This window comes from Pseudomonas sp. UME65 (assembly GCF_014170225.1).
GTDB classification, from domain to species: domain Bacteria; phylum Pseudomonadota; class Gammaproteobacteria; order Pseudomonadales; family Pseudomonadaceae; genus Aquipseudomonas; species Aquipseudomonas protegens.
This window is the reverse complement of record NZ_LZZQ01000010.1, coordinates 412,207-434,049: the sequence shown is the minus strand read 5'-3', so window position 1 is coordinate 434,049 and position 21,843 is coordinate 412,207. Positions and strand designations below refer to the sequence as shown.

The window sequence follows — 21,843 nt, the reverse complement described above, 5'->3', positions numbered from 1 at the left end:
TTTTGCAAATGAAATTGCTGACCAAACATTTCATCTTCTCAATTGTGGAGCGGGCATCACTGACCTCTTACACAACCAACAAAGGCTCATTGCTTGGCAGTGGCATCGGAACGCATCGACAGCGCAATACGTTCAGCAGTACCAATGGGGATCTCCCCGACCACCGTGACCATCATCTCGCCATCGGGGGTAGTCAGGCGGCGTGATACAGCCACCGTAGGTCCGAGCTGAGTGCGGGTATCGGTGACCGTCGCGCCGTTGAGCGGCTCGAGAAACACCGAAAAGCGCGCAAGACCATCGTCATACAGCAGGCTGTTGACCATGGATTTGGTTTCCGGATCCTTGCGGGCACTGCTGCTGGTCAATTCGAAGCCCGGAGGCAGCCAGTCGGAATGCCAGGTTTGCACAGTCTTGACCGCCGAGGCCTTGTCGCTGTCCAGAGACACCGGCTTGCAGCCAGCGCTGGGACGCAACTCGACGTCGTCAGGCACATCCGCAGTATCCAGGCGAGTGAACTGGAAGCGCTCCAGCAACTGCCCCTTGTCGTTGAGCAACAGGGACTTGAGCGGCAGCCCGGTCTCACGATCCAGGTGCAGCTCGAAACCATAGCGATGCTGGTCCTTGGGCGTGACCGAGACGATCACCGCCTGGCGACCGGCCACGCGCGACTTGCCGATGACAGCAAGGTTGTACCAATTCTTGAGTTTTTGCGGGTCCAGGGCTCGGGCAGCACCGTCCGGGGAATCCCCGAGCCCTGCCACCAACTCGCCACTGACGCACTGGGTACGACCATCGACACGCACCACCTCTTGAGCGGACCCATCGAGCTGGATCAACCGCTCACGGACCTTTCCATCCTGGACACGATGCCAGATGTTATGGGTAGAAAAACTACCGTTGCGCTCGTAAACGAAAGTGCCCTGAAAGCTTTGCTGCTGTTCCGCTTGCCCAAGACGCTGCAACCAGTCCTGGGCTTCGTCGGCATGGGCTGGAACCACAAACCAGCCACTGAGCAGAAGCGTTAATAGAGGTATGGCGCGCATGATCCTCCTTAGCGGTTTTCCAGACTTGCCGCACGGGCGTAAGGCAGAGCGCTTTCAGTGCCTTTGAGTGCAGCTTGCTGGGCATGCTGGCGCAAGTAGCTCGGCAGACGCTGATCGTGCCAGCCTGGCTGCCCTTGCAGTACGCCATTGGCCATGGGGCCAGTAGCTTCCGAGCTTTCATTGTAGCCGGCCAGTACTGCCGGCCCTTTGACTTGTGGAGTCGCCAGGGTGGGCTGGCCGGTTTGCTGCGCCAGCTCGACACCTGCGATCTCGTCCTGGTTGTACAGGCGAACACCCGCCAGCACGGCCACGGTCACCGAGGCAGCTACTGCCAGACGGCCCAGGCTGCGCCAAGGTCCGCGGGAGGCTTTGGCCGGCACGGCCTCATCAGCCAGAGCTGCAGAAACGGCAGCGGCGATGTCCAGACGCGGAAGCAGCAACTCCTTGTGCATGGCTGCCCGGGCGATTTGATAACGGGCCCAGGTCTCACGGGTTTCCACTTCGTCGACGGCATTCAATACCCGACGCAATTCCAGTTCGTCCGCTTCGTTATCCATCACCGCGGACAGCGATTCCTGCAGGGCTTCACGACTCATGGCGGTTCCTCTCTTGGCTGTCGCCGCTGTCTCAGGTTTCCTGCAACAACGGCTGCAGGGCTTTATCGATGGCTTCCCGAGCGCGGAAAATCCGGGAGCGCACGGTACCCACCGGACACTGCATGACGCTGGCAATGTCCTCGTAACTCAGACCATCGAATTCACGTAAAGTTAAGGCCGTACGCAAATCTTCAGGCAGTTGCTGGATGGTTCGATGGACGGTGCCCTCGATCTCATCCCGCAGCAACGCACGCTCCGGCGATTCGAGATCCTTCAGGCCATGATCGCCGTCATAGAACTCCGCATCCTCAGAACTTACATCGCTATCCGGCGGCCTGCGGCCGCGTGAAACCAGATAGTTTTTCGCCGTGTTGATGGCGATACGGTACAGCCACGTGTAAAACGCGCTGTCACCCCGAAAATTACCTAGCGCACGGTAAGCCTTGATAAAAGCTTCTTGTGCAACATCCTGGGCTTCATGGGTGTCGTGCACGAAACGCACGATCAACCCGAGAATTTTGTGCTGGTACTTCAGCACGAGCAGATCGAACGCTCGCTTGTCGCCACGCTGAACGCGTTCGACCAGCTGCTGATCCTCTTCCTGGGTTAGCATGAACACTCCTCGATAAGCTCGGAGGAGGCTTGCATCACTAAACGATCAGGCTTGCAAACATAGACTCGGGCTTTTCGCAAAAGTTCTCCCCCTCCAAGCAAGTTTCCTGCGGGCTCTGATCCGGCACGCACGAAAAACGCAGCACGGGCGAGGCCGGCTGCGCGAATAATCCTGTCGTCGAATTCTGTCACAAGGGACACACTGTAAACCTTGGATATAACCGACGCTGTCCCTTCTTTCAGGCAACCTTCTATTGAGTTTGGGGCCTTGGCAAAAGTTCCCAATCTTTATAGCTGCGCCAGACGAAGATTGTGTAACGGTGGCAAGAAAAACCGCCCTATGTCTTCGATCAGCCGCTCCAGAGGCTGGAATGCTCCGAATATCGGACTGACCGAGAGCAACGCTTTTGCTCGGTGAAGTCGCACAATGCCATGAAGGCGCGACTATTGTGCCGATCCCCCCCTCTATATACTAGTGGGCTGTGTGGCTGCTTTGACTTGCCGATTCAGGCGTCTTGCGCCAACCCCTTCCCGGGTCGCTTTGAGCGGAATCCTTCAAATGAGCCAACAGTTTCAACACGATGTTCTGGTGATTGGCAGCGGTGCCGCCGGCTTGAGCCTGGCCCTGACCCTGCCCAGCCACCTGCGTATTGCCGTCTTGAGCAAAGGCGACCTCGCCAACGGCTCGACATTCAGGGCCCAGGGCGGCGTCGCGGCCGTGCTGGATGATACCGACACCGTAGAATCCCACGTCGATGACACCCTCAATGCCGGCGGCGGCCTGTGCCACGAGGATGCGGTGCGCTTTACCGTTGAACACAGCCGCGAGGCCATCCAGTGGCTGATCGACCAGGGCGTGCCCTTTACCCGCGACGAAGACTCCAGCAGCGACGACAACAGCTTCGAATTCCACCTGACCCGCGAGGGCGGCCACAGCCACCGGCGGATCATCCACGCGGCGGACGCCACCGGTGCGGCCATCTTCAAGACCCTGCTGGCCCAGGCTCGGCAACACCCCAATATCGAATTGCTGGAACAACGGGTCGCCGTCGACCTGATCACCGAAAAACGCCTGGGGCTGGAAGGCGACCGCTGCCTGGGAGCCTACGTGCTCAACCGCAGCACCGGCCAGGTCGACACCTTTGGCGCACGCTTCGTGATCCTCGCCTCCGGCGGCGCAGCCAAGGTCTACCTCTATACCAGCAACCCCGACAGTGCCTGCGGCGACGGTATCGCCATGGCCTGGCGCTCGGGCTGCCGGGTGGCCAACCTGGAATTCAACCAGTTCCACCCCACCTGCCTGTATCACCCATTGGCCAAGAGCTTCCTGATTACCGAAGCCCTGCGTGGCGAAGGCGCCCACCTCAAGCTGCCCAACGGCGAACGCTTCATGCCGCGCTTCGACCCTCGGGCCGAGCTGGCACCACGGGACATCGTGGCTCGGGCCATCGACCATGAAATGAAGCGCCTGGGCATCGACTGCGTGTACCTGGACATCAGCCACAAGCCGGAAGCCTTCATCAAGAGCCACTTCCCCACCGTTTACGAGCGTTGCCTGGAGTTTTCCATCGATATCACCCGGCAGCCGATCCCGGTGGTGCCGGCCGCGCACTACACCTGCGGCGGGGTGATGGTGGACCAACAGGGCCGCACCGACGTGCCGGGCCTGTACGCCATTGGCGAAACCAGCTTCACCGGCCTGCACGGCGCCAACCGGATGGCCAGCAACTCGTTGCTGGAGTGCTTCGTCTACGCCCGTTCGGCGGCGGCCGACATCCTTCGGCAACTGCCCCAGGTGTCGATCCCCATCGCCCTGCCCGCCTGGGATGCCAGCCAGGTCACCGATTCCGATGAAGACGTGATCATTGCGCACAACTGGGACGAGTTGCGGCGGTTCATGTGGGACTACGTAGGCATAGTGCGTACCAACAAGCGCCTGCAGCGGGCCCAGCACCGGGTGCGCCTGCTGCTGGACGAGATCGACGAGTTCTACAGCAACTACAAGGTCAGCCGTGACCTGATCGAGCTGCGCAACCTGGCCCAGGTGGCCGAGCTGATGATTCTCTCGGCCATGGAGCGCAAGGAGAGCCGCGGCCTGCACTACACCCTGGACTACCCGCAGATGCTGCCCGAGGCCCGGGACACTATTCTGGTGCCGCCCACCTACGCCGGCTGAACTTGAGCCGCAGCCGCAGGCGCCGATGCTGGTCGGCGGCCTGCGCGTCCCGCGGTACACAGAGGGAGCGCACCCAGCGCTCCCCCCGCAGCCGAAAACGCAGCACCACGATCAATGGCAGCGCCAGGCTGTCGGGGCGCAACTGCACGGCCTGCCACCCCTCGGATCGACTCCACAGCTGCCAGCCTTCGGGCGAATGGCGCAACCCGGTGAAGGCCCGTGGATGGCTCAAGAGAATCTGCCGCGGCAACACCCAGCCGGCGTGCAGCAGGCACAACCCTAGCCCCACGAGCCTGGCGACAGACGGAAGATCCAGCAGGAAAAACGCGCCCAGGGCGAACGCCTGGGCCAGCAGGTAGGCCGCCAGCAGTTGCCGTGAGGCACGCCAGCGGCATTCGAACAACCTACTTGGGTTGGACACGGTCCAGAATCATGCGGACCATGCGCTGCAGCTCGGGGTCCTCGGACTCGCTGCGCTCCATGAACCAGCCAAACATGTCCTGATCCTCGCACTCCAGCAGCTTGCGATAGCACTCGCGGTCGGTCTCATTGAGATGCGGGTACACCTCCCTGACGAACGGCACCAGCAATACGTCCAGCTCAAGCATGCCGCGGCGGCTGTGCCAGTAGAGGCGATTCAGTTCAACATCTTCAACCATGGAGCGCTCCTCAAATAGAGCGCAAGTATACAGCCCGGGGGAGACGAGAACAGTCGGCTTTGGTCGGTGGCCACCCATCCTTTGTGAACTATCCATTTCAGGGGCGCCCCCTTATGATGTGCTCCAGACTTTTTACCCTGCGATGAACCATGGCTGACTCCGCTTTTTTCTGCCCCCTATCCCACGAAGGCGTGCTCGCTGTCCGCGGGCCTGACGCCAGCAAATTCCTTCAGGGTCAGTTGACCTGCAACCTCAATTACCTCAGTGACAGCCAGTCCAGCCTCGGCGCCCGCTGCAATCAGAAAGGCCGCATGCAATCGAGCTTCCGCATCCTTCTGGAAGGCGACGGCTGCCTACTGGCCATGGCCCGCGAGCTGATCGAGCCGCAACTGGCGGACCTGAAGAAGTACGCGGTGTTCTCCAAGGCCAAGCTTGCCGACGAAAGCGCCAGTTGGGCGCGTTTCGGCCTGGCCGATGCCCAGGTCGCCCTGAGCGGTCTGGGCCTTGAGCTGCCCGAGGAAGACGGCTCCGTGGCCCGCGCCGATGGCCTGATCGCCTTGCGCGTATCCAGCCAGCGCGCCGAACTCTGGGTGCCGGCCGAGCGCGCCGCCAGCCTGTGCCAGCAACTGGCCGCGCAACTGCCCGAGGGCGAGCTGAACCAGTGGCTGCTGGGGCAAGTCCGCGCCGGCCTCGGCCAAGTCATGCCCGAGACCCGTGAACTGTTCATTCCACAGATGCTCAACCTGCAGGCCGTTGGCGGCGTCAGCTTCAAGAAAGGCTGCTACACCGGCCAGGAAATCGTCGCCCGCATGCAGTACCTGGGCAAGCTCAAGCGTCGCCTGTACCGCCTTGCCCTGCCTGGCGACGCCCTCCCCGTTCCAGGCACTGCGCTGTTCGCTCCCAGCCACAACAGCGCCATTGGCGAAGTGGTCCTGGCCGCCCGGGCGCAGCAGGGCGTGGAACTGCTGGCCGTGCTGCAGGCCGAAGCGGTGGAAGGGGGCGAACTGCACCTGGAAACACTCGAAGGGCCAACCCTGCAACTGCTGGACCTGCCGTACCAGCTGGATCGCGACCGCGAGATCCAGCGCTGATTGCCTGCCTTTTCTTGCAACACCCTAGAGAACTTACATGACTGAGCTGGCGCAAAAGGTCCAACAGGATTTGCTGGAGGCCATCGGCAACGATGACCTGGTTCTGCCAACCCTGCCGGAGGTGGCCCTGCAGATTCGCCAGGCCGCCGAAGACCCGGAAATCAGCGTCAGTACCCTGAGCAAGGTGATAGGCCGCGATACCGCGCTGTCGGCGCGGCTGATCAAGGTGGTCAACAGCCCCTTGCTAAGGGCGGCCCAGGAAGTCACCGACCTGCACACGGCAATCACCCGCCTGGGGGTCAACTACAGCAGCAACCTGGCCATCGGCCTGGTGATGGAGCAGATCTTCAACGCCCGCTCCGAAGTGGTGGAACAGAAAATGCGCGATGTCTGGCGCCGCAGCCTGGAGGTGGCCGGGGTCAGTTATGCGCTGTGCCGCAGCTACAGCCAGCTCAAGCCGGACCAGGCGGCCCTGGGCGGCCTGGTGCACCAGATTGGCGTGCTGCCGATTCTTACCTACGCCGAAGACCACTACGAACTGCTCTCCGACCCGGTCAGCCTCAATCACGTGATCGAGCGCATCCACCCGTTGCTGGGAGACAAGCTGCTGCGGGTCTGGGAGTTCCCCGAGCAACTGGTGGAGATCCCCGGGCAATACCTGGACTTCAGCCGCCAGTCGAGCCGGATCGACTACGTCGACCTGGTCCAGGTGGCGACCCTGTACTGCCACAAGGACACCGAGCACCCGCTGTCGCGGATCGACGCCTTCAGCGTGCCGGCCTTCAAGAAGCTGGGGATAGACCCGGACAACAAGGCCATGTGCCTGGACCTGGAAGAATCCCGCTCCATGCTCTATTGAGCATCCCCTAGCCGGCTGTAAAGCTCACCCGCACCTTCAACCCCGACGGCTCGCCATCGTGCAGGCTGATCTGTGCCAGGTGCGCGCGACAGATCTCACCGACGATCGCCAGCCCCAGGCCCGAACCCGCACCCTGCTGATTGCGCCGGTAGAAGCGCTCGAAGACCCGGTCACGGTCTTCCAGGGGAATGCCCGGCCCATCGTCCTCCACCTCCAGCACCCCGGGCGGTGACACCCGCAGCACCACATTGCCACCCGGCGGAGTATGGGCCAGGGCGTTGTCCACCAGGTTGCTGAGCAGTTCATTGAGCAGGGTCGGTTCGCCTCTGAGCCACACCGGTTCGTCGGCCTCCAGGGCCAGGGCCACGCCCCGGGCATGGGCCAGAGGCGCCATGGCCATGCCCAGTTCCCGGGCCAGTTGGCTGAGATCGAGCAACTGCGCCCCGCCCTCGGCGATCGCCCGGGCGCCGTTTTCCACCCGGGCCAGGGACAGCAACTGATTGGCCAGGTGGGTCAGGCGGTCGGTGCCCTGGGCCGCACTTTCCAGAGTGGCGCGCCAGGTATCCGGCTCACTCGCGCGCAAGCCCAGTTCCAGGCGGGCCTTGAGCGCAGCCAGCGGGGTGCGCAACTCATGGGCGGCCTCGGCGATGAACTGCGCCTGGCGCTCGAACTGCCCGCGCAGGCGCTCGGTGAAATGGTTCAAGGCGCGTACCAGCGGCCACAGTTCGCGCTGCACCGAGACCAGGGGCAGCGGCCGCAGGTCGTCCGGCTGGCGCTCTTCCACCGCCCCGCGCAGGCGTTCCAGGGGGCGCAAGGCCGCACTCACCGCAAACCACACCAGCACCAGGGCGCCGATGGCCAGCATGCCCAGGCGCAGCAGGGTATCAGCCATCAGGCTGCGGGCCATGGCCACCCGCGCCTCGTCGGTCTCCGCCACGCGGATTTCCGCCATGCCGTTCATGTTCGGCTCGCTGACCGCCTTGAGCAGGCTCACCACCCGTACGTTCTGGCCCTGGTAGCGGGCGTCGTAGAAGCGCGCCAGGGCCGGGTAATCATCGGTTCGCGGCGTGCCGGGCGGCGGCCCGGGCAGGTTCTCATAACCGGAAATCAGTGTCTGATGGATGTCGTTGACCTGGTAGTAGATGCGCCCGGCGCTGTCGTAGGCAAAGGTGTCCAGGGCCACATAGGGCACGTTGGCACTCAGGCTGCCATCGCGCTGGGACAAGCCGGCGGCGATGGTTCGCGCCGAAGCCAGCAAGGTCCGGTCATAGGCGGTATCGGCGGCCTCACGGCCGTTCCAGTAGGCGCTCAGGCCGCTGGCCAGCATCAGCACCACCAGCAGCAGTGCGAGGTTCCACAGCAAGCGCCAGCGCAGGCTGCTGGGCTTATGCATCGCGGCTTTCCAGCAGGTAGCCCAGGCCGCGGAAGGTGACGATGGCGACCGCATGGCCGTCGAGCTTCTTGCGCAGGCGGTGCACGTAGATCTCGATGGCGTCGGGGCTGGCCTCTTCGTCCAGGCCGAACACCTGGGAGGCCAGTTGCTCCTTGCTCATGACCCGGCCGGGGCGGGCGATCAAGGCTTCGAGCACCGCCTGTTCGCGGGAAGTCAGGGTCAGCAACTCCTCGCCCAGGGTGAAACGCCGGGTGTCCAGGTCATAGGCCAGCACTCCGCAACGCTGCTGGCGCTCGCCCCCCAGCACGCTGCGGCGCAACAGGGCCTTGACCCGGGCCTCCAGCTCGGTCAGCTCGAAGGGCTTGGCCAGGTAATCGTCGGCCCCCAGGTTCAGGCCGTGGACCCGGTCCTTGACGTCACTGCGGGCGGTCAGCATCAGCACCGGCAGGTTCTTGCCGCGGGCCCGCAGGCGCGCCAGCACTTCGAAACCATCCATGCGCGGCAGGCCGACATCAAGGATCGCCACGGCGTATTCCTCGCTGCCCAGGGCCAGGTCGGCCGCCACCCCATCGTGCAGCACATCCACGGTCAGGCCGGTGCTCTTGAGCGCCTGGGCGATACTTTCGGCCAGTTGCAGGTGGTCTTCCACGAGCAGGACTCGCATGGCTGTTTACCTCGTTTCAGGGGGGATCGACGCCGCTCTTTGGCGCGGAGTGTACCGCCGCAACCGCCGCTGTGAAGCCCGAAAGCCACGAAAGTGCACTGAAAGGTTAGCGAAAGGTTGGCCCTTTAGAGTCCCGCCACGGACAGTCTCGACTGCCCTGGCCGTGAAGGCCGCTGACCCGCAAAACGCCTCGAAGCGTTTTCGTCAAAATAAGAACAATAACGGAGTACTCCAGGATGCCATCCACGCACCCTCAGGCTGTCCAGCCCGCGCGTTTTTCCCGTCTGACCCCGACTGCTCTTGCCAGCGCCGCCACCCTTGCCGGTTTCGCGCCCTTGAGCCAGGCCGCCTTTATCGAAGACAGCAGCGCCACCTTCGAAACCCGCAACATGTACTTCAACCGCGACTTTCGCGACGGCACCAGCGCCCAGCAGTCCAAGCGCGACGAATGGGCCCAGGGGTTCATGCTCAACCTGCAGTCGGGCTACACCGAAGGTACCGTGGGCTTCGGCCTGGACGCCCTGGGCATGCTCGGGGTCAAGCTCGACTCCAGCCCCGACCGCACCGGTACCGGCCTGCTGCCGACCCACGATGACGGGCGCGCGGCCAACGAGTACTCCAAGCTCGGCCTGACCGGCAAGGTGAAGATTTCCGCCACCGAACTGAAAATCGGCAGCCTGATTCCGGAACTGCCGATCCTCAAGCCCAACGACGGGCGCATCCTGCCGCAGACCTTCGAGGGCGGCTTGCTGACCTCCAGGGAGATCAAGAACCTGACCTTCACCGGTGGTCGCCTGGACAAGGCCAAGGACCGCGATGACAGCAACTACGAGGATATCCGCCTCAACAACAAGAACAGCCGCTTCGCCGGCACCGTGGCCGGCAAGCACTTCAATTTCGGCGGCCTGGACTACAAGTTCACCGACAAGATCACCGGCAGCTACCACTTCGCCCAACTGGACGATGTCTACAACCAGCACTTTCTCGGCCTGGTAGCCTCCCAGCCCATGGGCCCGGGCACCTTCGGCACCGACCTGCGCCTGGCCATCAGCGACGACCAGGGCCAGGCCCGCGGCGGCAAGATCGACAACAAATCCCTCAACGGCCTGGTGAGCTACGCCCTCAACGGGCATAAACTCAGCGCCGGCTACCAGCACATGTCCGGCGACAGCGCTTTCCCCTACGTCGATGGCAGCGACCCATACCTGGTGAACTTCGTGCAGATCAACGACTTCGCCGGGGCCGAGGAGCGCTCCTGGCAAGCCCGTTACGACTTCGACTTCGCCAAGCTGGGAGTGCCCGGCCTGAGCTTCATGACCCGCTACCTCAGCGGCGACAACATTGCCCTGAAGAACGGCGACACCGGCAAAGAGTGGGAACGTAACACCGAGGTCAAATACGTAGTGCAAAGCGGCACCTTCAAGGACGTCGCCGTGCGCCTGCGCAACGCCACCTACCGTTCCAACTATTCGGCACGCGATGCGGATGAAGTACGCCTGCTGGTGAGCTACAGCGTAGCGCTGTGGTAAGCCCCCCCTATCACGCTCCTACGAAAAACGGGTCGGGGATGACCCGGACATACCTACAACAACTCCTGTGGAGACGCTCATGGACCTTTCACTGCGCAAACTCGCCCTCGCCGCCGGCTGCATGTTGTTCGCCGGCCAGTTGCTGGCAGCCTCCGCCGAGCCCAAGCGCCCGGAATGCATCGCCCCGGCCTCCCCTGGCGGCGGCTTCGACCTGACCTGCAAGCTGGCACAAAGCGCCCTGGTCAACGAGAAACTCCTGTCCAAGCCGATGCGCGTGACCTACATGCCCGGCGGTGTCGGGGCCGTGGCCTACAACGCGGTGGTGGCCCAGCGTCCGGCCGATGCCGGGACCCTGGTGGCCTGGTCCAGTGGTTCGCTGCTGAACCTGGCCCAGGGCAAGTTCGGCCGCTTCGATGAAAGCGCGGTGCGCTGGCTGGCGGCGGTGGGCACCAGCTACGGCGCCATCGCGGTGAAAAGCGATTCGCCCTACAAGAACCTCGACGATCTGGTCCAGGCCCTGAAGAAAGACCCGAGCAAAGTGGTGATCGGCTCCGGTGGCACCGTCGGCAGCCAGGACTGGATGCAGACCGCGCTGATCGCCAAGGCCGCCGGGATCAACCCGCGGGACCTGCGCTATGTCGCCCTGGAAGGCGGCGGCGAGATCGCCACTGCCCTGCTGGGCGGGCATATCCAGGTCGGCAGTACCGACATCTCCGACTCCATGCCGCATATCCTGGCCGGCGACATGCGCCTGCTGGCGGTGTTCTCCGAGCAGCGCCTGGACGAGCCGGAAATGAAAGACATCCCCACCGCCAAGGAGCAGGGCTACGACATCGTCTGGCCGGTGGTACGCGGCTTCTACCTCGGGCCTAAGGTCAGCGATGCGGAGTACGCCTGGTGGAAAGAGGCCTTCGACAAGCTGCTGGCCTCCGAAGAGTTCGCCAAGCTGCGCGACCAGCGCGAGCTGTTCCCCTTCGCCATGACCGGCCCGGAACTGGATACCTACGTGAAGAAGCAGGTAGCCGACTACAAGACCCTGGCCAAAGAGTTCGGCCTGATCCAGTGACCGTCCCTTTCTGACGGCCCGGCCCTCGCGCATCGGGGGCCGGGCCCGGGAGTTAGCCATGCTCGTTCAACGTCTCTTCGCCGCGGTGTTGCTGCTGGCCTGTGCCGGCCTGGCACTGATGGCCTGGCCCTACCAGGCGGCCTTTTCCTACGAACCGGTGGGCCCGCGGGCCTTCCCCCTGCTGATGCTCGGGCTGATGGGCCTGGCCCTGCTGTACATGCTGTTTCGCCCGGCACCGATCAAGCACAGCGAAGAAGAACCGCCCCTGGACCGGCAGACCCTGACCAAGATCGCCCTCTGCGTGGCCTTGCTGCTGGTCTTCGCCGGGGCCTTCGAGCCCTTGGGCTTCATCGTCGCCAGCATTCTCATCGGCGTGCCCATGGCCCGCCTGTACGGCGGCCGCTGGCTGCCCAGCCTGGTGATCATCTGCCTGCTCAGTGTCGGCCTCTACTGGTTGTTCGACCGAGTCATGGACGTCCCCCTGCCCCTCGGCCTGCTCGACGTTCTGGAGAATTGATATGGATACCCTCAGCTATCTGGGCCAGGGCTTCGGCGTTGCACTGACCCCCTACAACCTGGTCACCGCCCTGTCCGGCACCCTGATCGGCACCGTGGTCGGGCTGCTGCCGGGCCTTGGCCCGATCAACGGCGTGGCGCTGCTGATCCCCATCGCCTTCGCCCTGGGCCTGCCGCCGGAATCGGCGCTGATCCTCTTGGCGGCGGTGTACCTGGGCTGCGAATACGGCGGCCGGATCAGCTCGATCCTGCTGAACATTCCCGGCGAAGCCTCCACCGTGATGACCACCCTCGACGGTTACCCCATGGCACGCAAGGGCCTGGCGGGCGTAGCCCTGTCGTTGTCGGCCTGGAGCTCGTTCATCGGTGCCTTCATCGCCACCTGCGGCATGGTGCTGTTCGCCCCGCTGCTGGCCAAGTGGGCGATCGCCTTCGGCCCGGCGGAGTACTTCGTGCTGATGGTGTTCGCCATCGTCTGCCTGGGCGGCATGGCCGGCGACCGACCGCTGAAGACCTTCATTGCCGCCTTGATCGGCCTGTTCCTGTCGGCGGTGGGCATCGACGCCAACAGCGGTGTGTACCGCTTCACCGGGGACAATATCCACCTCACCGACGGCATCCAGTTCGTGGTGCTGGTGCTGGGCCTGTTCTCCATCAGCGAGATTCTCCTGCTGCTGGAAAAGACCCATCGCGGCCAGGAAGCGGTGAAGGCCACCGGGCGCATGATGTTCAACTTCAAGGAAGCGGCCTCGGTGTTCGTGGTGAACATCCGCTGCGGCCTGCTGGGCTTCATCATGGGCGTGCTGCCCGGAGCCGGCGCGACCCTGGCCAGCGCCGTGGCCTACATGACCGAGAAACGCATCGCCGGTGCCAGCGGCACCTTTGGCCAGGGCGACAAGCGCGGCCTGGCAGCCCCGGAAACCGCCATCGGCGCCTCGGCCTGTGGCGCCCTGGTACCAATGCTGACCCTCGGCGTGCCCGGTTCCGGCACCACCGCGGTGATGATCGGCGCCCTGTCGCTGTACAACATCACCCCCGGCCCGCTGCTGTTCCAGCAACAGCCGGATATCGTCTGGGGCCTGATCGCCTCGCTGTTCATCGCCAACATCATGCTGGTGATCCTCAACATTCCGATGATCCGTATCTTCACCCGCATCCTTGCGGTGCCGAACTGGGCCCTGGTGCCGGTGATCGCCATCATTACCGGGATCGGCGTCTATGCGGTACACGCCACCACCTTCGACCTGTTCCTGATGGTGGGCATCGGCATCTTCGGCTACATCCTGCGCAAGCTGGACTTCCCGCTGTCGCCAGTGCTGCTGGGCTTCATCCTCGGTGGCCTGATGGAGCAGAACCTGCGCCGGGCGCTGTCGATTTCCAACGGCGCCATGGAGATCCTCTGGTCGAGCCCGATCACCGTCGGGGTCTGGGTGCTGACCGTGATCATGCTGCTGATGCCGCTGCTGCGTATCTGGCGCAAGCGCGCGGCCCAGCAACGTGCCGTGGCCGATGTCTGAATCCACTTGGAAACAGTGGTGGGGCACGCCCCTGGTGGGCCTGGCTGGCGGCTACCTCGCCAGCCAGATCGGCTGGCCGCTGCCGTGGATGGTCGGCTCGTTGCTGGCGATCATCCTGGTGCGCTGCCTGACGCCCTGGCAACTGGCGGAAATCCCCGGCGGGCGCAAATGCGGGCAATGGGTGGTGGGCATCGGCATCGGCCTGCACTTCACCCCGCAGGTGATGGAGCAGGTGCTGAGCCATTTCGGCCTGATCTTCTTCGGTGCCCTGGTCACCAGCCTGTCCAGCGTGGTCGGGGTCTGGCTCTTGCGGCGCACCGGCGAGGACCGGGCCACCGCGTTCTTCTCCAGCATGCCCGGCGGCTCCGGGGAGATGGTCAACCTCGGCGCGCGCAACGGCGCGGTGCTCAGCCGGGTAGCGGCCGGGCAGAGCCTGCGGGTGCTGACGGTGGTGCTCTGTGTGCCGGCGGCGTTCAAGTACCTGCTAGGGGAAGGCACGCCCGCCCTGCATGCCGCTACGGTGGACTGGCGCTGGCTGGCCCTGCTGTTTCCGGCCGGTGCCCTGCTGGCCTGGCTCTGGCAGCGCCTGCGCCAGCCCAACCCCTGGCTGTTCGGCCCCCTGCTGCTCAGCGCGACACTGAGCATCGCCTGGGACCTGCACATCGGCCTGCCCGACGGCGCCAGCCAGATGGGCCAGTGGCTGATTGGCAGCGGCCTGGGCTGCCACTTCAACCGCCAGTTCTTTCGCCGGGCCCCTTCGTTCATGGGCCGCACCCTGATCGGCACCGCCCTGACCATGCTGATCGCCGGCCTCGCAGCCCTGGGCCTGAGCGCCCTGACCCGCCTGGACCTGCGCTCGCTGACCCTGGGCATGATGCCCGGCGGCATTGCGGAAATGAGCCTGACGGCCGAGGTCCTGCAACTGTCGGTGCCATTGGTAACGGCGATGCAGGTCATGAGGTTGCTGTTCGTGCTGTTTCTCGCCGAGCCCCTGTTCCGCCACTGGAACAAAGGCCCCCTGTAGCCGCCGGCTGCGACAAGGTCCGCAGGACCTTCAGTGGCCGAACCACCGCTGCGTCCCCACGGGCCGTTCGCAGCCTGCGGCAGCGGCTACAGATATGCCTTGGTTCAAGTCGCGAGCGGGGTGGCCGCCAAGCAGCCTCCCCATCGAGCACTGGTTACAACGGCGGCAGGCGCCACTCGATCGGCGTCTCGCCGTTCTGCTCGAGGTATTTGTTGGTGCGGCTGAAGTGCCCGCAACCAAGAAAGCCGCGATAGGCCGACAAGGGCGAAGGGTGCACCGAGGTCAGCACCAGGTGCTTGGTGGCGTCGATCAGCTTCTGCTTGCTCTGGGCATGGGCGCCCCACAGCAGGAACACCAGGTGCGGCTGATGCTCGCTGACCACTTCGATGATCCGGTCGGTGAAGAACTGCCAGCCCTTGCCCGCATGGGAAGCGGCGTTCGCCCGCTCCACGGTCATGGTGGTGTTGAGCATCAGCACGCCCTGTTCGGCCCAGCTCTGCAGGTAGCCATGGTTGGGGATGTCGATGTTCAGGTCGCGCTTGAGCTCTTTATAGATATTCACCAGCGACGGTGGCGCGGGCACCCCGGGCTGCACCGAGAAGCACAACCCATGGGCCTGACCCGGCCCGTGGTAGGGGTCCTGGCCGAGGATCACCACCTTGACCTTGTCCAGCGGCGTGGAGTTCAAGGCGTTGAAGATCATCGGTCCCGGCGGGTAGATTTCCTTGCCGGCGGCATGTTCCTGGCGCAGGAACTCCCGCAGTTCGCTCATGTAGGGCTGGTCGAATTCGGCACGCAGGGCCTCCTTCCAGCTCGGTTCGAGTTTGATACGATCGTCAGCAGTCATGGCCATGCCCGTGAAAAAACAATGGCCGCACCCTAGGAAAGCCCACTTCGCTTGTCAATTGATCTGACACAGAACCGGCACTTTCCCTTACAGCGATCATACTGACCGCTTAAATTTCCCATCGAGGTCACGATGAACCTGCACGTCGAAGAACTCACCGGCACCGATGGTGCACGCATCGCCATTGCCACCCTGGACGCGGAAAAATCCCTGAACGCCCTGTCCCTGCCCATGATCCAGCAGTTGAGCGAACACCTCGACACCTGGGCCAAGGACCCGCAGGTAGTGTGCGTGCTGTTGCGGGGCAACGGCGCCAAGGCTTTCTGCGCCGGCGGCGAAGTGCGCAGCCTGGCCCAGGCCTGCCTGGCCCATCCCGGCGAAGTGCCGCCGCTGGCGGGGCACTTCTTCGCCGCGGAATACCGCCTCGACTATCGCTTGCACACCTACCCCAAACCACTGATCTGCTGGGGCCACGGTTATGTCCTCGGTGGCGGCATGGGGCTGCTGCAAGGTGCTGGCATTCGTATCGTCACCCCCAGCAGCCGCCTGGCGATGCCGGAAATCAGCATTGGCCTGTACCCGGATGTGGGCGCCAGTTGGTTCCTGTCGCGCATGCCCGGCAAGCTCGGGCTGTTCCTGGGCCTTACCGGCGCCCATATGAACGGCCGCGACGCTCTGGACCTGAACCTTGCCGACCGTTTCCTGCTCGATGAGCAACAGGAAGCGCTGATCGAGGGCCTGCTGCAACTGAACTGGCAGGAACAGACCCCAAGGCAGCTCAACAGCCTGCTCAAGGCCCTGCAACAGGAAGCCCTGGAGCAGATGCCCGACGCTCAATGGCTGCCGCGCCGGCAACAGATCGACAACTGGCTGGATGTCAGTGACGTGGGCTGTGCCTGGCGGGCGATCAGCCAGTTGCACAACCACAGCGATGCCCTCTACAGCCGTGCGGCCAAGACCCTAGTCGAAGGCTGCCCGCTGACTGCACACCTGGTGTGGGAACAGATCCGCCGCGCCCGCTACCTGTCCCTGGCCGAGGTGTTCCAGATGGAGTACACCCTGAGCCTGAACTGCTGCCGGCATCCGGAATTTGCCGAAGGCGTGCGCGCGCGGCTGATCGACAAGGATCATCAGCCGCACTGGCACTGGGCGGATATCAACAGCGTGCCCGAGGCCGTGGTGGAGGCGCATTTCCACAAGGCCTGGGAAGGTCGCCATCCCCTGGCGGACCTGACGGATTACTAGATCGTCACAGGCTGCGCACTGCCCGAAAGGACCCGGCGACAGTGGACTCGCCGAAGGTCCTGCGGACCTTGTCGCAGCCTGCGGCAGCAGCTACAGGGTTCAGCCCAGTACCGGCTCAATGACCGCGGCCACCGTGGCCATGGTCGCCGCGCCCGTGATCGCCGCGCCCGCCATTGTCACGCCCGCCGTGGCCGCCCCAGTCCTGGTTGCTCCAGTTGTTCGGCCGGCCATGCCCACCCCAACCCTGGTTCGGATAAGGCCGGTATACCGCGCGCGGTGGCTGGTAGTAACGCGGGGCCGGTTGGTAATAGCGCGGCGCCGGCTGGTAGTAGCGCGGTGGGTAGTAACTGCGCCCTGTGGAATAGTAGGAAGACCCGCCACCGTAGTAATAGGCCGGCGCGGGAGCGCTGTAGACCTCCGAGCTGTAGTAGCCGGAGCCTCCACCGTAATAAGGGGCACACGCAGCAAGGCTCGAACCCAGTAAGGCAATCAGTAGAAGTCGACGATACATGGCGGCCTCCTGGACCGCGAAGAAGCCTCGCCAGCGACGCTGGCAGGCGGCAATCAGCAACAGGCTGACTGACGCAATATCTGACCGCGAAAAGCGCTTGTGGTGCGATTTGCGCAACACTTTGAAACAAGTGCTGCTGACGTCCTTTCCCGCGGTTTTCCACGCCCACGAAAAAGCGCTGCCTCAGGCAAAGGCAGCGCTGTGGGCAACGACTCTCGGCCCTTGGCCTCTTGTCATCCGAGGCGGTGGCCTGTTGTACGGGCCTTGGTGCCGGCTAGTGGTGCCAGCGTCGGTAGCCGCCGTAGTAGTGCGGCCCGTAGCCCCCGTGATAGTAGGGCCGGTAATAGTAGTGAGGCCTGTAGCCGCCTCCATAGTAGGGGTAGCCACCGTAGTAATAGGGGCCTGGAACCGCATACACGTCAGTGCGGTAGTACCCCGGCTCGACGTAATAGGGCACACAGGCGGACAGACTCAAACCAAGCACAACACCGAGCAAGATTCGACGGAACATGGCGGCCTCCCGGACCGCGTGCAAGCCGTACCAGCGACGCTGGACGACGCCAATCGAAACGGCATGACTGGCATTGCATAGGACCGCAAAAAGCCTTTGTGGTGCGCCGCGCAGCAGTGCCCCGATGGCTTCACCGACCAGTGGCGGGGCCTGCTCGGCGGCCTTGCAGGCTCCAGTTGCAACGAGCCCCCCGCGGGCCTTCCAGCGCCTGGCAAACGTATCGAAGTCGAGACAATTCAGGCGCGTGATGAACGAGTTATTTGCGCGCCGTGCCACTAGAATGCGTCATCGGGCCACTATCACGGAATCACCATGCCGCGCCGCTCTCCCCTGTATTCCCAGCGCTCGCTGGTTCTGGTCCTGATCGCCCTGCTGGGCAGCGGTTTTCTCGCCACCTCGCTGCTCAGCTACTACGCCTCGCGGGATTCGATCCGCGACAGCATCGTCAATACCGAACTGCCCCTGACCTCCGATACCGTGTACTCGGAAATCCAGAAGGACCTGGTGCGGCCGGTGCTGATCTCCTCGATGATGGCCCGCGATACCTTCATGCGCGACTGGGTGGTGGCCGGCGAGCGCGACCCGAGCCAGATGACCCGCTACCTCAACGAGGTCATGACCCACTACGACGCCTACACCGCGTTCTTCGTCTCCAACACCAGCCTCACCTACTACCAGGCCAAGGGCGTGCTGAAGAAGGTCAAGGCCGATGAGCCCCGGGACGCCTGGTACTTTCGCGTACGCGACATGAGCACGCCCTACGAGATCAACGTCGACCCGGACCTGGCCAACCAGGACAAGCTGACCTTCTTCATCAACTACAAGGTCTACGACTACCAGGACCGCTTCATCGGCGCCGCCGGGGTCGGCCTGACCGTGGATGCGGTGATCAAGCTGATCGACAAGTACCAGCAGCGTTACCAGCGCAGCGTGTACTTCGTCGACGCCTTCGGCCGCATCGTCCTCACCGGTGCCGACGGTGGCCCCCAGGGCGCCCGCAGCGGCCAGTCGCTGCATGAGCTGGACAGCCTCAAGGAGCTGCTGAGCCAATTGCCCAAGCCCCACAGCGGCAGCTATGAATACAATTCCCGGGGCCAGGGGCACTTTCTCAATGTGCGCTTCATTCCCGAGCTGAACTGGTACCTGTTCGTCGACAAACGCGAAGACGGCGCCCTCAACAGTATCCGCCAGTCGCTGTACCTGAACCTGCTGATCTGCCTGGTGATCACCGCCATCGTGCTGGTCCTGCTCAGCGCCGTGGTGCGCCGCTATCAGCGCAAGATCGAAGCCCAGGCCACCCTCGACAGCCTTACCCGTCTGCCCAACCGCCGCGGGTTCGACCTGCTGGCGGCCCAGGCCCTGCAAGAGGCCTGGCGCGACCTGACGCCGCTGTGCGCCATGCTGCTGGACCTGGACCACTTCAAGCGCCTCAACGACACCTACGGCCACCTGGCCGGGGACCAGGTGCTCAGTGGCTTCGCCCGGGACCTGCAGGGCTGCCTGCGCCAGTCCGACATCGTCTGCCGCTGGGGCGGCGAAGAATTCATCGTCCTGCTCAAGGACACCGACAGCAGCGTGGCCCTGGGCATCGCCGAGAAGATCCGCCTGCTCACCGAACAGCAGCGCTATCACTATGAAGGGCAGCCGCTGCAACTGACCGTCAGCATCGGCTTGACCAGCCTGCAAGCCCAGGACACCCTGCACAGCCTGCTGTCCCGTGCCGACCACGCGATGTACCGTGCCAAGCACACCGGACGCAATCGAACCTGCATGGAAATGCCTCACTCCAGCCATGAATGAACCTGAACTCTGCCCCGCCTGCGGTGCCCGCAACGACTGCACCCTGGCTGACCCGCGCCGCGCCGGCCAGGCCTGCTGGTGCTACAGCGTGGACATCGACCCGGCGATCATCGAAGCCCTGGCGCCGGAGCTGCGCAACCAGGCCTGCCTGTGCCCGCGCTGTGCCGGGGTCGACGCGCAGCTGCGCGCCGCTACCCTGCCCCGTCCCTGAGCCCCTCCAGCCGATAGCCACCGATCACCATGCGCATTGACCGTTTTCTCAGCAACCTGCCCCGTTTCAACCGCCAGCAAGTGCGCGTGCTGCTGGTGCAACGGCGTATTCGCATCGATGGGCAGCCGGTCAGCGACCCCAAGGCCGAGGTCCGCGAATTCAGCCGTGTGGAGCTGGACGACGAAGTGCTGCAGGCCGGCAAGCCGGCGCGCTACTTCATGCTGCACAAGCCCATGGGCTGCGTCAGCGCCACCCGCGACCCCGAGCACAAGACCGTGCTCGAACTGATCCATGAGCCGGACCCGCAGGATCTGCATATCGCCGGGCGCCTGGACTACAACACCACCGGGCTGATGCTGATCACCAACGATGGCAACTGGTCGCGGCGCCTGACCCAGCCCCAGACCAAACTGCCCAAGCTCTATTACGTGGAAACCGAGCAGGAGATCGGTCCCGAATACGTCGAGACTTTCGCCCGTGGCCTGTATTTCGCCTTCGAGGACCTGACCACCCTGCCCGCTCAACTGCAGATCCTCGGCCCCCGCAGCGCCCGGCTGAGCATCGTCGAAGGGCGCTATCACCAGGTCAAGCGCATGTTCGGCCACTTCAACAACAAGGTGCTGCGCCTGCACCGCGAACGCATGGGCCCGCTGCTGCTGGACGAACGCCTGGCCCCCGGCGAATACCGTGCTCTAAGCGACGCCGAAATACGCCTGATCTGAGCGTTGCGCCGCGCCACACGACCGCTGGGCAGAAGCTGTCGAACAATTTGCCCAATGACCTTGCAGGTTCCCGGTTGCCCTGCTTGAATCTGTCCGTCGGCCGAATTGTGACCGATGAGTCACAACCACACATCTAAGAAACCCTTTGCCGGCCTGAGCCCTGCCTGCTCTGCCTTCCCTCCGGCAAATCGCCCGCCTATAACAACACCCGTCGACCTGCCTTACCGGATCGACATGGGCTCCGATTCCAGGCGTATGCCTACCTGTCACATTGCCCGTGCACACTCACGTTGCGCGCATACCCGCTTGCCAGGAGTCTTATGACATGAGGCCAGAAATCGCTGTGCTGGATATACAGGGTCAGTATCGGGTTTACACGGAGTTCTATCGCGCAGATGCCGCAGACAAGACCATCATTCTGGTCAACGGCTCACTGGCCACCACTGCGTCCTTTGCCCAGACCGTGAAGAACCTCCACCCGCAGTTCAATGTGGTGCTCTACGACCAGCCCTACGCGGGTCGCTCCAAGGCCCACAACAGGCACGAACGGATGCTCACCAAGGAAGTCGAGGGGCAGATCCTGCTGGAGTTGATCGAGCACTTCGCCGCCGAACATGTGCTGTCGTTTTCCTGGGGCGGCGCCGCCGCCCTGCAAGCGCTCTCCCAGCGCCCGCGACGCATCGAGAAGGCGGTGATCAGCTCGTTCTCGCCGGTGATCAACGAGCCGATGCGCGACTACCTGGAACGCGGTGTCGACTACCTCGGCAGCCGCGATGGCCATCGCGTCGGCGACCTGGTCAACAACACCATCGGCAAGCACCTGCCGTCGCTGTTCAAGCGTTTCAACTATCGCCACGTCAGCAGCCTGGCGGAACATGAATACGGGCAGATGCACTTCCACATCAGCCATGTGCTCCATGGTGATCGCCAGTGCTACCTCAGGGCCGCACGCAACATCCAGGTCCCGGTGCTGTTCATCAACGGCGAATGGGACGAGTACACCTCGGCCAACGATGCCCGGCTGTTCGCCAACCATGTGCAGCAGTCGAGCTTCAGCACCATCCAGGCCACCGGGCACTTTCTCGACATGGAGCACAAGGCCGCCTGCCGCGACACCCGCCAGGCCCTGATGGGGTTCCTCAAACCGGGCCAGTACGACAACCGTTCGCGTGCCCCGCATGTCCAGGAGCAGCATGTACGAGCCCTCTGAAAAGCCCTCCTCGCAGGCCGCCTGCATACCGTGACAACCCC

Annotated in this window: 23 protein-coding genes; 13 read left to right on the top strand and 10 right to left on the bottom strand. The window is 63.8% G+C overall.

The features are described from left to right. Positions 1–86: 86 nt before the first annotated feature. From A9971_RS09760 to rpoE, 3 genes are read right to left on the bottom strand one after another with little or no spacing between them, the layout of a single operon-like run. Positions 87–1,043, bottom strand: coding sequence for a MucB/RseB C-terminal domain-containing protein (locus tag A9971_RS09760; protein ID WP_041116484.1), 957 nt, complete (start codon positions 1,041–1,043; stop codon positions 87–89). 8 nt (positions 1,044–1,051) lie between these two features. Next, positions 1,052–1,639 (bottom strand): sigma-E factor negative regulatory protein, encoded by a 588-nt coding sequence (locus tag A9971_RS09755; RefSeq protein ID WP_011059788.1) that lies wholly within the window; start codon positions 1,637–1,639, stop codon positions 1,052–1,054. Positions 1,640–1,670: 31 nt separating this feature from the next. Further along, on the bottom strand, positions 1,671–2,252 hold the full coding sequence (gene rpoE, locus A9971_RS09750; protein ID WP_007930230.1) for an RNA polymerase sigma factor RpoE: 582 nt from the start codon (positions 2,250–2,252) through the stop codon (positions 1,671–1,673). 558 nt (positions 2,253–2,810) lie between these two features. On the opposite strand from rpoE, the gene nadB reads away from it, so the two are divergent. After that, on the top strand, positions 2,811–4,427 hold the full coding sequence (gene nadB / locus A9971_RS09745; protein ID WP_072451051.1) for an L-aspartate oxidase: 1,617 nt from the start codon (positions 2,811–2,813) through the stop codon (positions 4,425–4,427). Here the strand turns inward: nadB and A9971_RS09740 are convergent. Together A9971_RS09740 and A9971_RS09735 are read right to left on the bottom strand one after the other, a co-directional pair. Beyond that, on the bottom strand, positions 4,396–4,848 hold the full coding sequence (locus tag A9971_RS09740; RefSeq protein WP_015634517.1) for a protein YgfX: 453 nt from the start codon (positions 4,846–4,848) through the stop codon (positions 4,396–4,398). The two genes, nadB and A9971_RS09740, sit on opposite strands and share 32 nt — an antisense overlap. Next, on the bottom strand, positions 4,832–5,086 hold the full coding sequence (locus A9971_RS09735; RefSeq protein WP_011059785.1) for a succinate dehydrogenase assembly factor 2: 255 nt from the start codon (positions 5,084–5,086) through the stop codon (positions 4,832–4,834). Before A9971_RS09735 ends, A9971_RS09740 begins: the two co-directional genes overlap by 17 nt. Positions 5,087–5,235: 149 nt before the next feature. Here A9971_RS09735 and A9971_RS09730 point away from each other — a divergent pair, with 149 nt between their 5' ends. Both A9971_RS09730 and A9971_RS09725 read left to right on the top strand, forming a co-directional pair. Then, a complete protein-coding gene (locus A9971_RS09730) occupies positions 5,236–6,177 on the top strand; it encodes a folate-binding protein YgfZ (RefSeq protein ID WP_183000536.1) in 942 nt (313 codons plus the stop codon). Positions 6,178–6,214: 37 nt separating this feature from the next. Beyond that, the gene (locus A9971_RS09725; RefSeq protein WP_011059783.1) at positions 6,215–7,036 is read left to right on the top strand and encodes an HDOD domain-containing protein; all 822 of its coding nucleotides are present in this window, start codon (positions 6,215–6,217) and stop codon (positions 7,034–7,036) included. Positions 7,037–7,043: 7 nt separating this feature from the next. Here the strand turns inward: A9971_RS09725 and A9971_RS09720 are convergent, their stop codons facing one another. Beyond that, positions 7,044–8,429 carry a sensor histidine kinase gene (locus tag A9971_RS09720; protein ID WP_011059782.1) on the bottom strand — a complete coding sequence of 462 codons (1,386 nt, stop codon included), beginning with the start codon at positions 8,427–8,429 and terminating at the stop codon, positions 7,044–7,046. Beyond that, a complete protein-coding gene (locus A9971_RS09715; protein ID WP_011059781.1) occupies positions 8,422–9,093 on the bottom strand; it encodes a response regulator in 672 nt (223 codons plus the stop codon). Before A9971_RS09715 ends, A9971_RS09720 begins: the two co-directional genes overlap by 8 nt. 236 nt (positions 9,094–9,329) lie before the next feature. Here A9971_RS09715 and A9971_RS09710 point away from each other — a divergent pair, with 236 nt between their 5' ends. The 5 genes from A9971_RS09710 to A9971_RS09690 all read left to right on the top strand — a co-directional run bounded on the left by A9971_RS09710 (position 9,330) and on the right by A9971_RS09690 (position 14,745). Continuing rightward, positions 9,330–10,622: an OprD family porin gene (locus A9971_RS09710; protein WP_015634513.1), complete on the top strand. Its 1,293-nt coding sequence runs from the start codon at positions 9,330–9,332 to the stop codon at positions 10,620–10,622. 79 nt (positions 10,623–10,701) lie between these two features. Further along, positions 10,702–11,688 (top strand): tripartite tricarboxylate transporter substrate binding protein, encoded by a 987-nt coding sequence (locus tag A9971_RS09705; RefSeq protein ID WP_011059779.1) that lies wholly within the window; start codon positions 10,702–10,704, stop codon positions 11,686–11,688. A gap of 58 nt (positions 11,689–11,746) precedes the next feature. After that, a complete protein-coding gene (locus tag A9971_RS09700) occupies positions 11,747–12,205 on the top strand; it encodes a tripartite tricarboxylate transporter TctB family protein (protein WP_011059778.1) in 459 nt (152 codons plus the stop codon). 1 nt (position 12,206) lies between these two features. Further along, positions 12,207–13,721: a tripartite tricarboxylate transporter permease gene (locus A9971_RS09695; RefSeq protein WP_011059777.1), complete on the top strand. Its 1,515-nt coding sequence runs from the start codon at positions 12,207–12,209 to the stop codon at positions 13,719–13,721. Next, positions 13,714–14,745 carry an AbrB family transcriptional regulator gene (locus tag A9971_RS09690; protein ID WP_072443256.1) on the top strand — a complete coding sequence of 344 codons (1,032 nt, stop codon included), beginning with the start codon at positions 13,714–13,716 and terminating at the stop codon, positions 14,743–14,745. Before A9971_RS09695 ends, A9971_RS09690 begins: the two co-directional genes overlap by 8 nt. Before the next feature lie 154 nt (positions 14,746–14,899). Here A9971_RS09690 and ung read toward each other — a convergent pair whose 3' ends face one another. After that, positions 14,900–15,592 carry a uracil-DNA glycosylase gene (gene ung / locus A9971_RS09685; RefSeq protein ID WP_011059775.1) on the bottom strand — a complete coding sequence of 231 codons (693 nt, stop codon included), beginning with the start codon at positions 15,590–15,592 and terminating at the stop codon, positions 14,900–14,902. Between the two features lie 132 nt (positions 15,593–15,724). Between ung and A9971_RS09680 the strand changes: the two genes are divergently transcribed. Further along, complete coding sequence (locus A9971_RS09680) at positions 15,725–16,837, top strand: enoyl-CoA hydratase/isomerase family protein (RefSeq protein ID WP_183000535.1); 1,113 nt, start codon at positions 15,725–15,727, stop codon at positions 16,835–16,837. Positions 16,838–16,952: 115 nt separating this feature from the next. Here the strand turns inward: A9971_RS09680 and A9971_RS09675 are convergent, their stop codons facing one another. Both A9971_RS09675 and A9971_RS09670 read right to left on the bottom strand, forming a co-directional pair. Then, complete coding sequence (locus A9971_RS09675; RefSeq protein ID WP_065364737.1) at positions 16,953–17,348, bottom strand: hypothetical protein; 396 nt, start codon at positions 17,346–17,348, stop codon at positions 16,953–16,955. Positions 17,349–17,622: 274 nt separating this feature from the next. After that, a complete protein-coding gene (locus tag A9971_RS09670) occupies positions 17,623–17,859 on the bottom strand; it encodes a hypothetical protein (RefSeq protein WP_015634507.1) in 237 nt (78 codons plus the stop codon). 312 nt (positions 17,860–18,171) lie between these two features. Between A9971_RS09670 and A9971_RS09665 the strand changes: the two genes are divergently transcribed. The 4 genes from A9971_RS09665 to A9971_RS09650 all read left to right on the top strand — a co-directional run bounded on the left by A9971_RS09665 (position 18,172) and on the right by A9971_RS09650 (position 21,802). Beyond that, on the top strand, positions 18,172–19,659 hold the full coding sequence (locus tag A9971_RS09665; RefSeq protein ID WP_183000534.1) for a sensor domain-containing diguanylate cyclase: 1,488 nt from the start codon (positions 18,172–18,174) through the stop codon (positions 19,657–19,659). Then, positions 19,652–19,870, top strand: coding sequence for a cysteine-rich CWC family protein (locus A9971_RS09660; protein WP_011059771.1), 219 nt, complete (start codon positions 19,652–19,654; stop codon positions 19,868–19,870). The genes A9971_RS09665 and A9971_RS09660 overlap by 8 nt, the downstream gene beginning before the upstream one ends. 29 nt (positions 19,871–19,899) lie before the next feature. Continuing rightward, the gene (locus A9971_RS09655) at positions 19,900–20,592 is read left to right on the top strand and encodes a pseudouridine synthase (protein WP_015634506.1); all 693 of its coding nucleotides are present in this window, start codon (positions 19,900–19,902) and stop codon (positions 20,590–20,592) included. A gap of 325 nt (positions 20,593–20,917) precedes the next feature. Continuing rightward, on the top strand, positions 20,918–21,802 hold the full coding sequence (locus tag A9971_RS09650; RefSeq protein ID WP_015634505.1) for an alpha/beta fold hydrolase: 885 nt from the start codon (positions 20,918–20,920) through the stop codon (positions 21,800–21,802). The last annotated feature ends 41 nt before the right edge of the window (positions 21,803–21,843 follow it).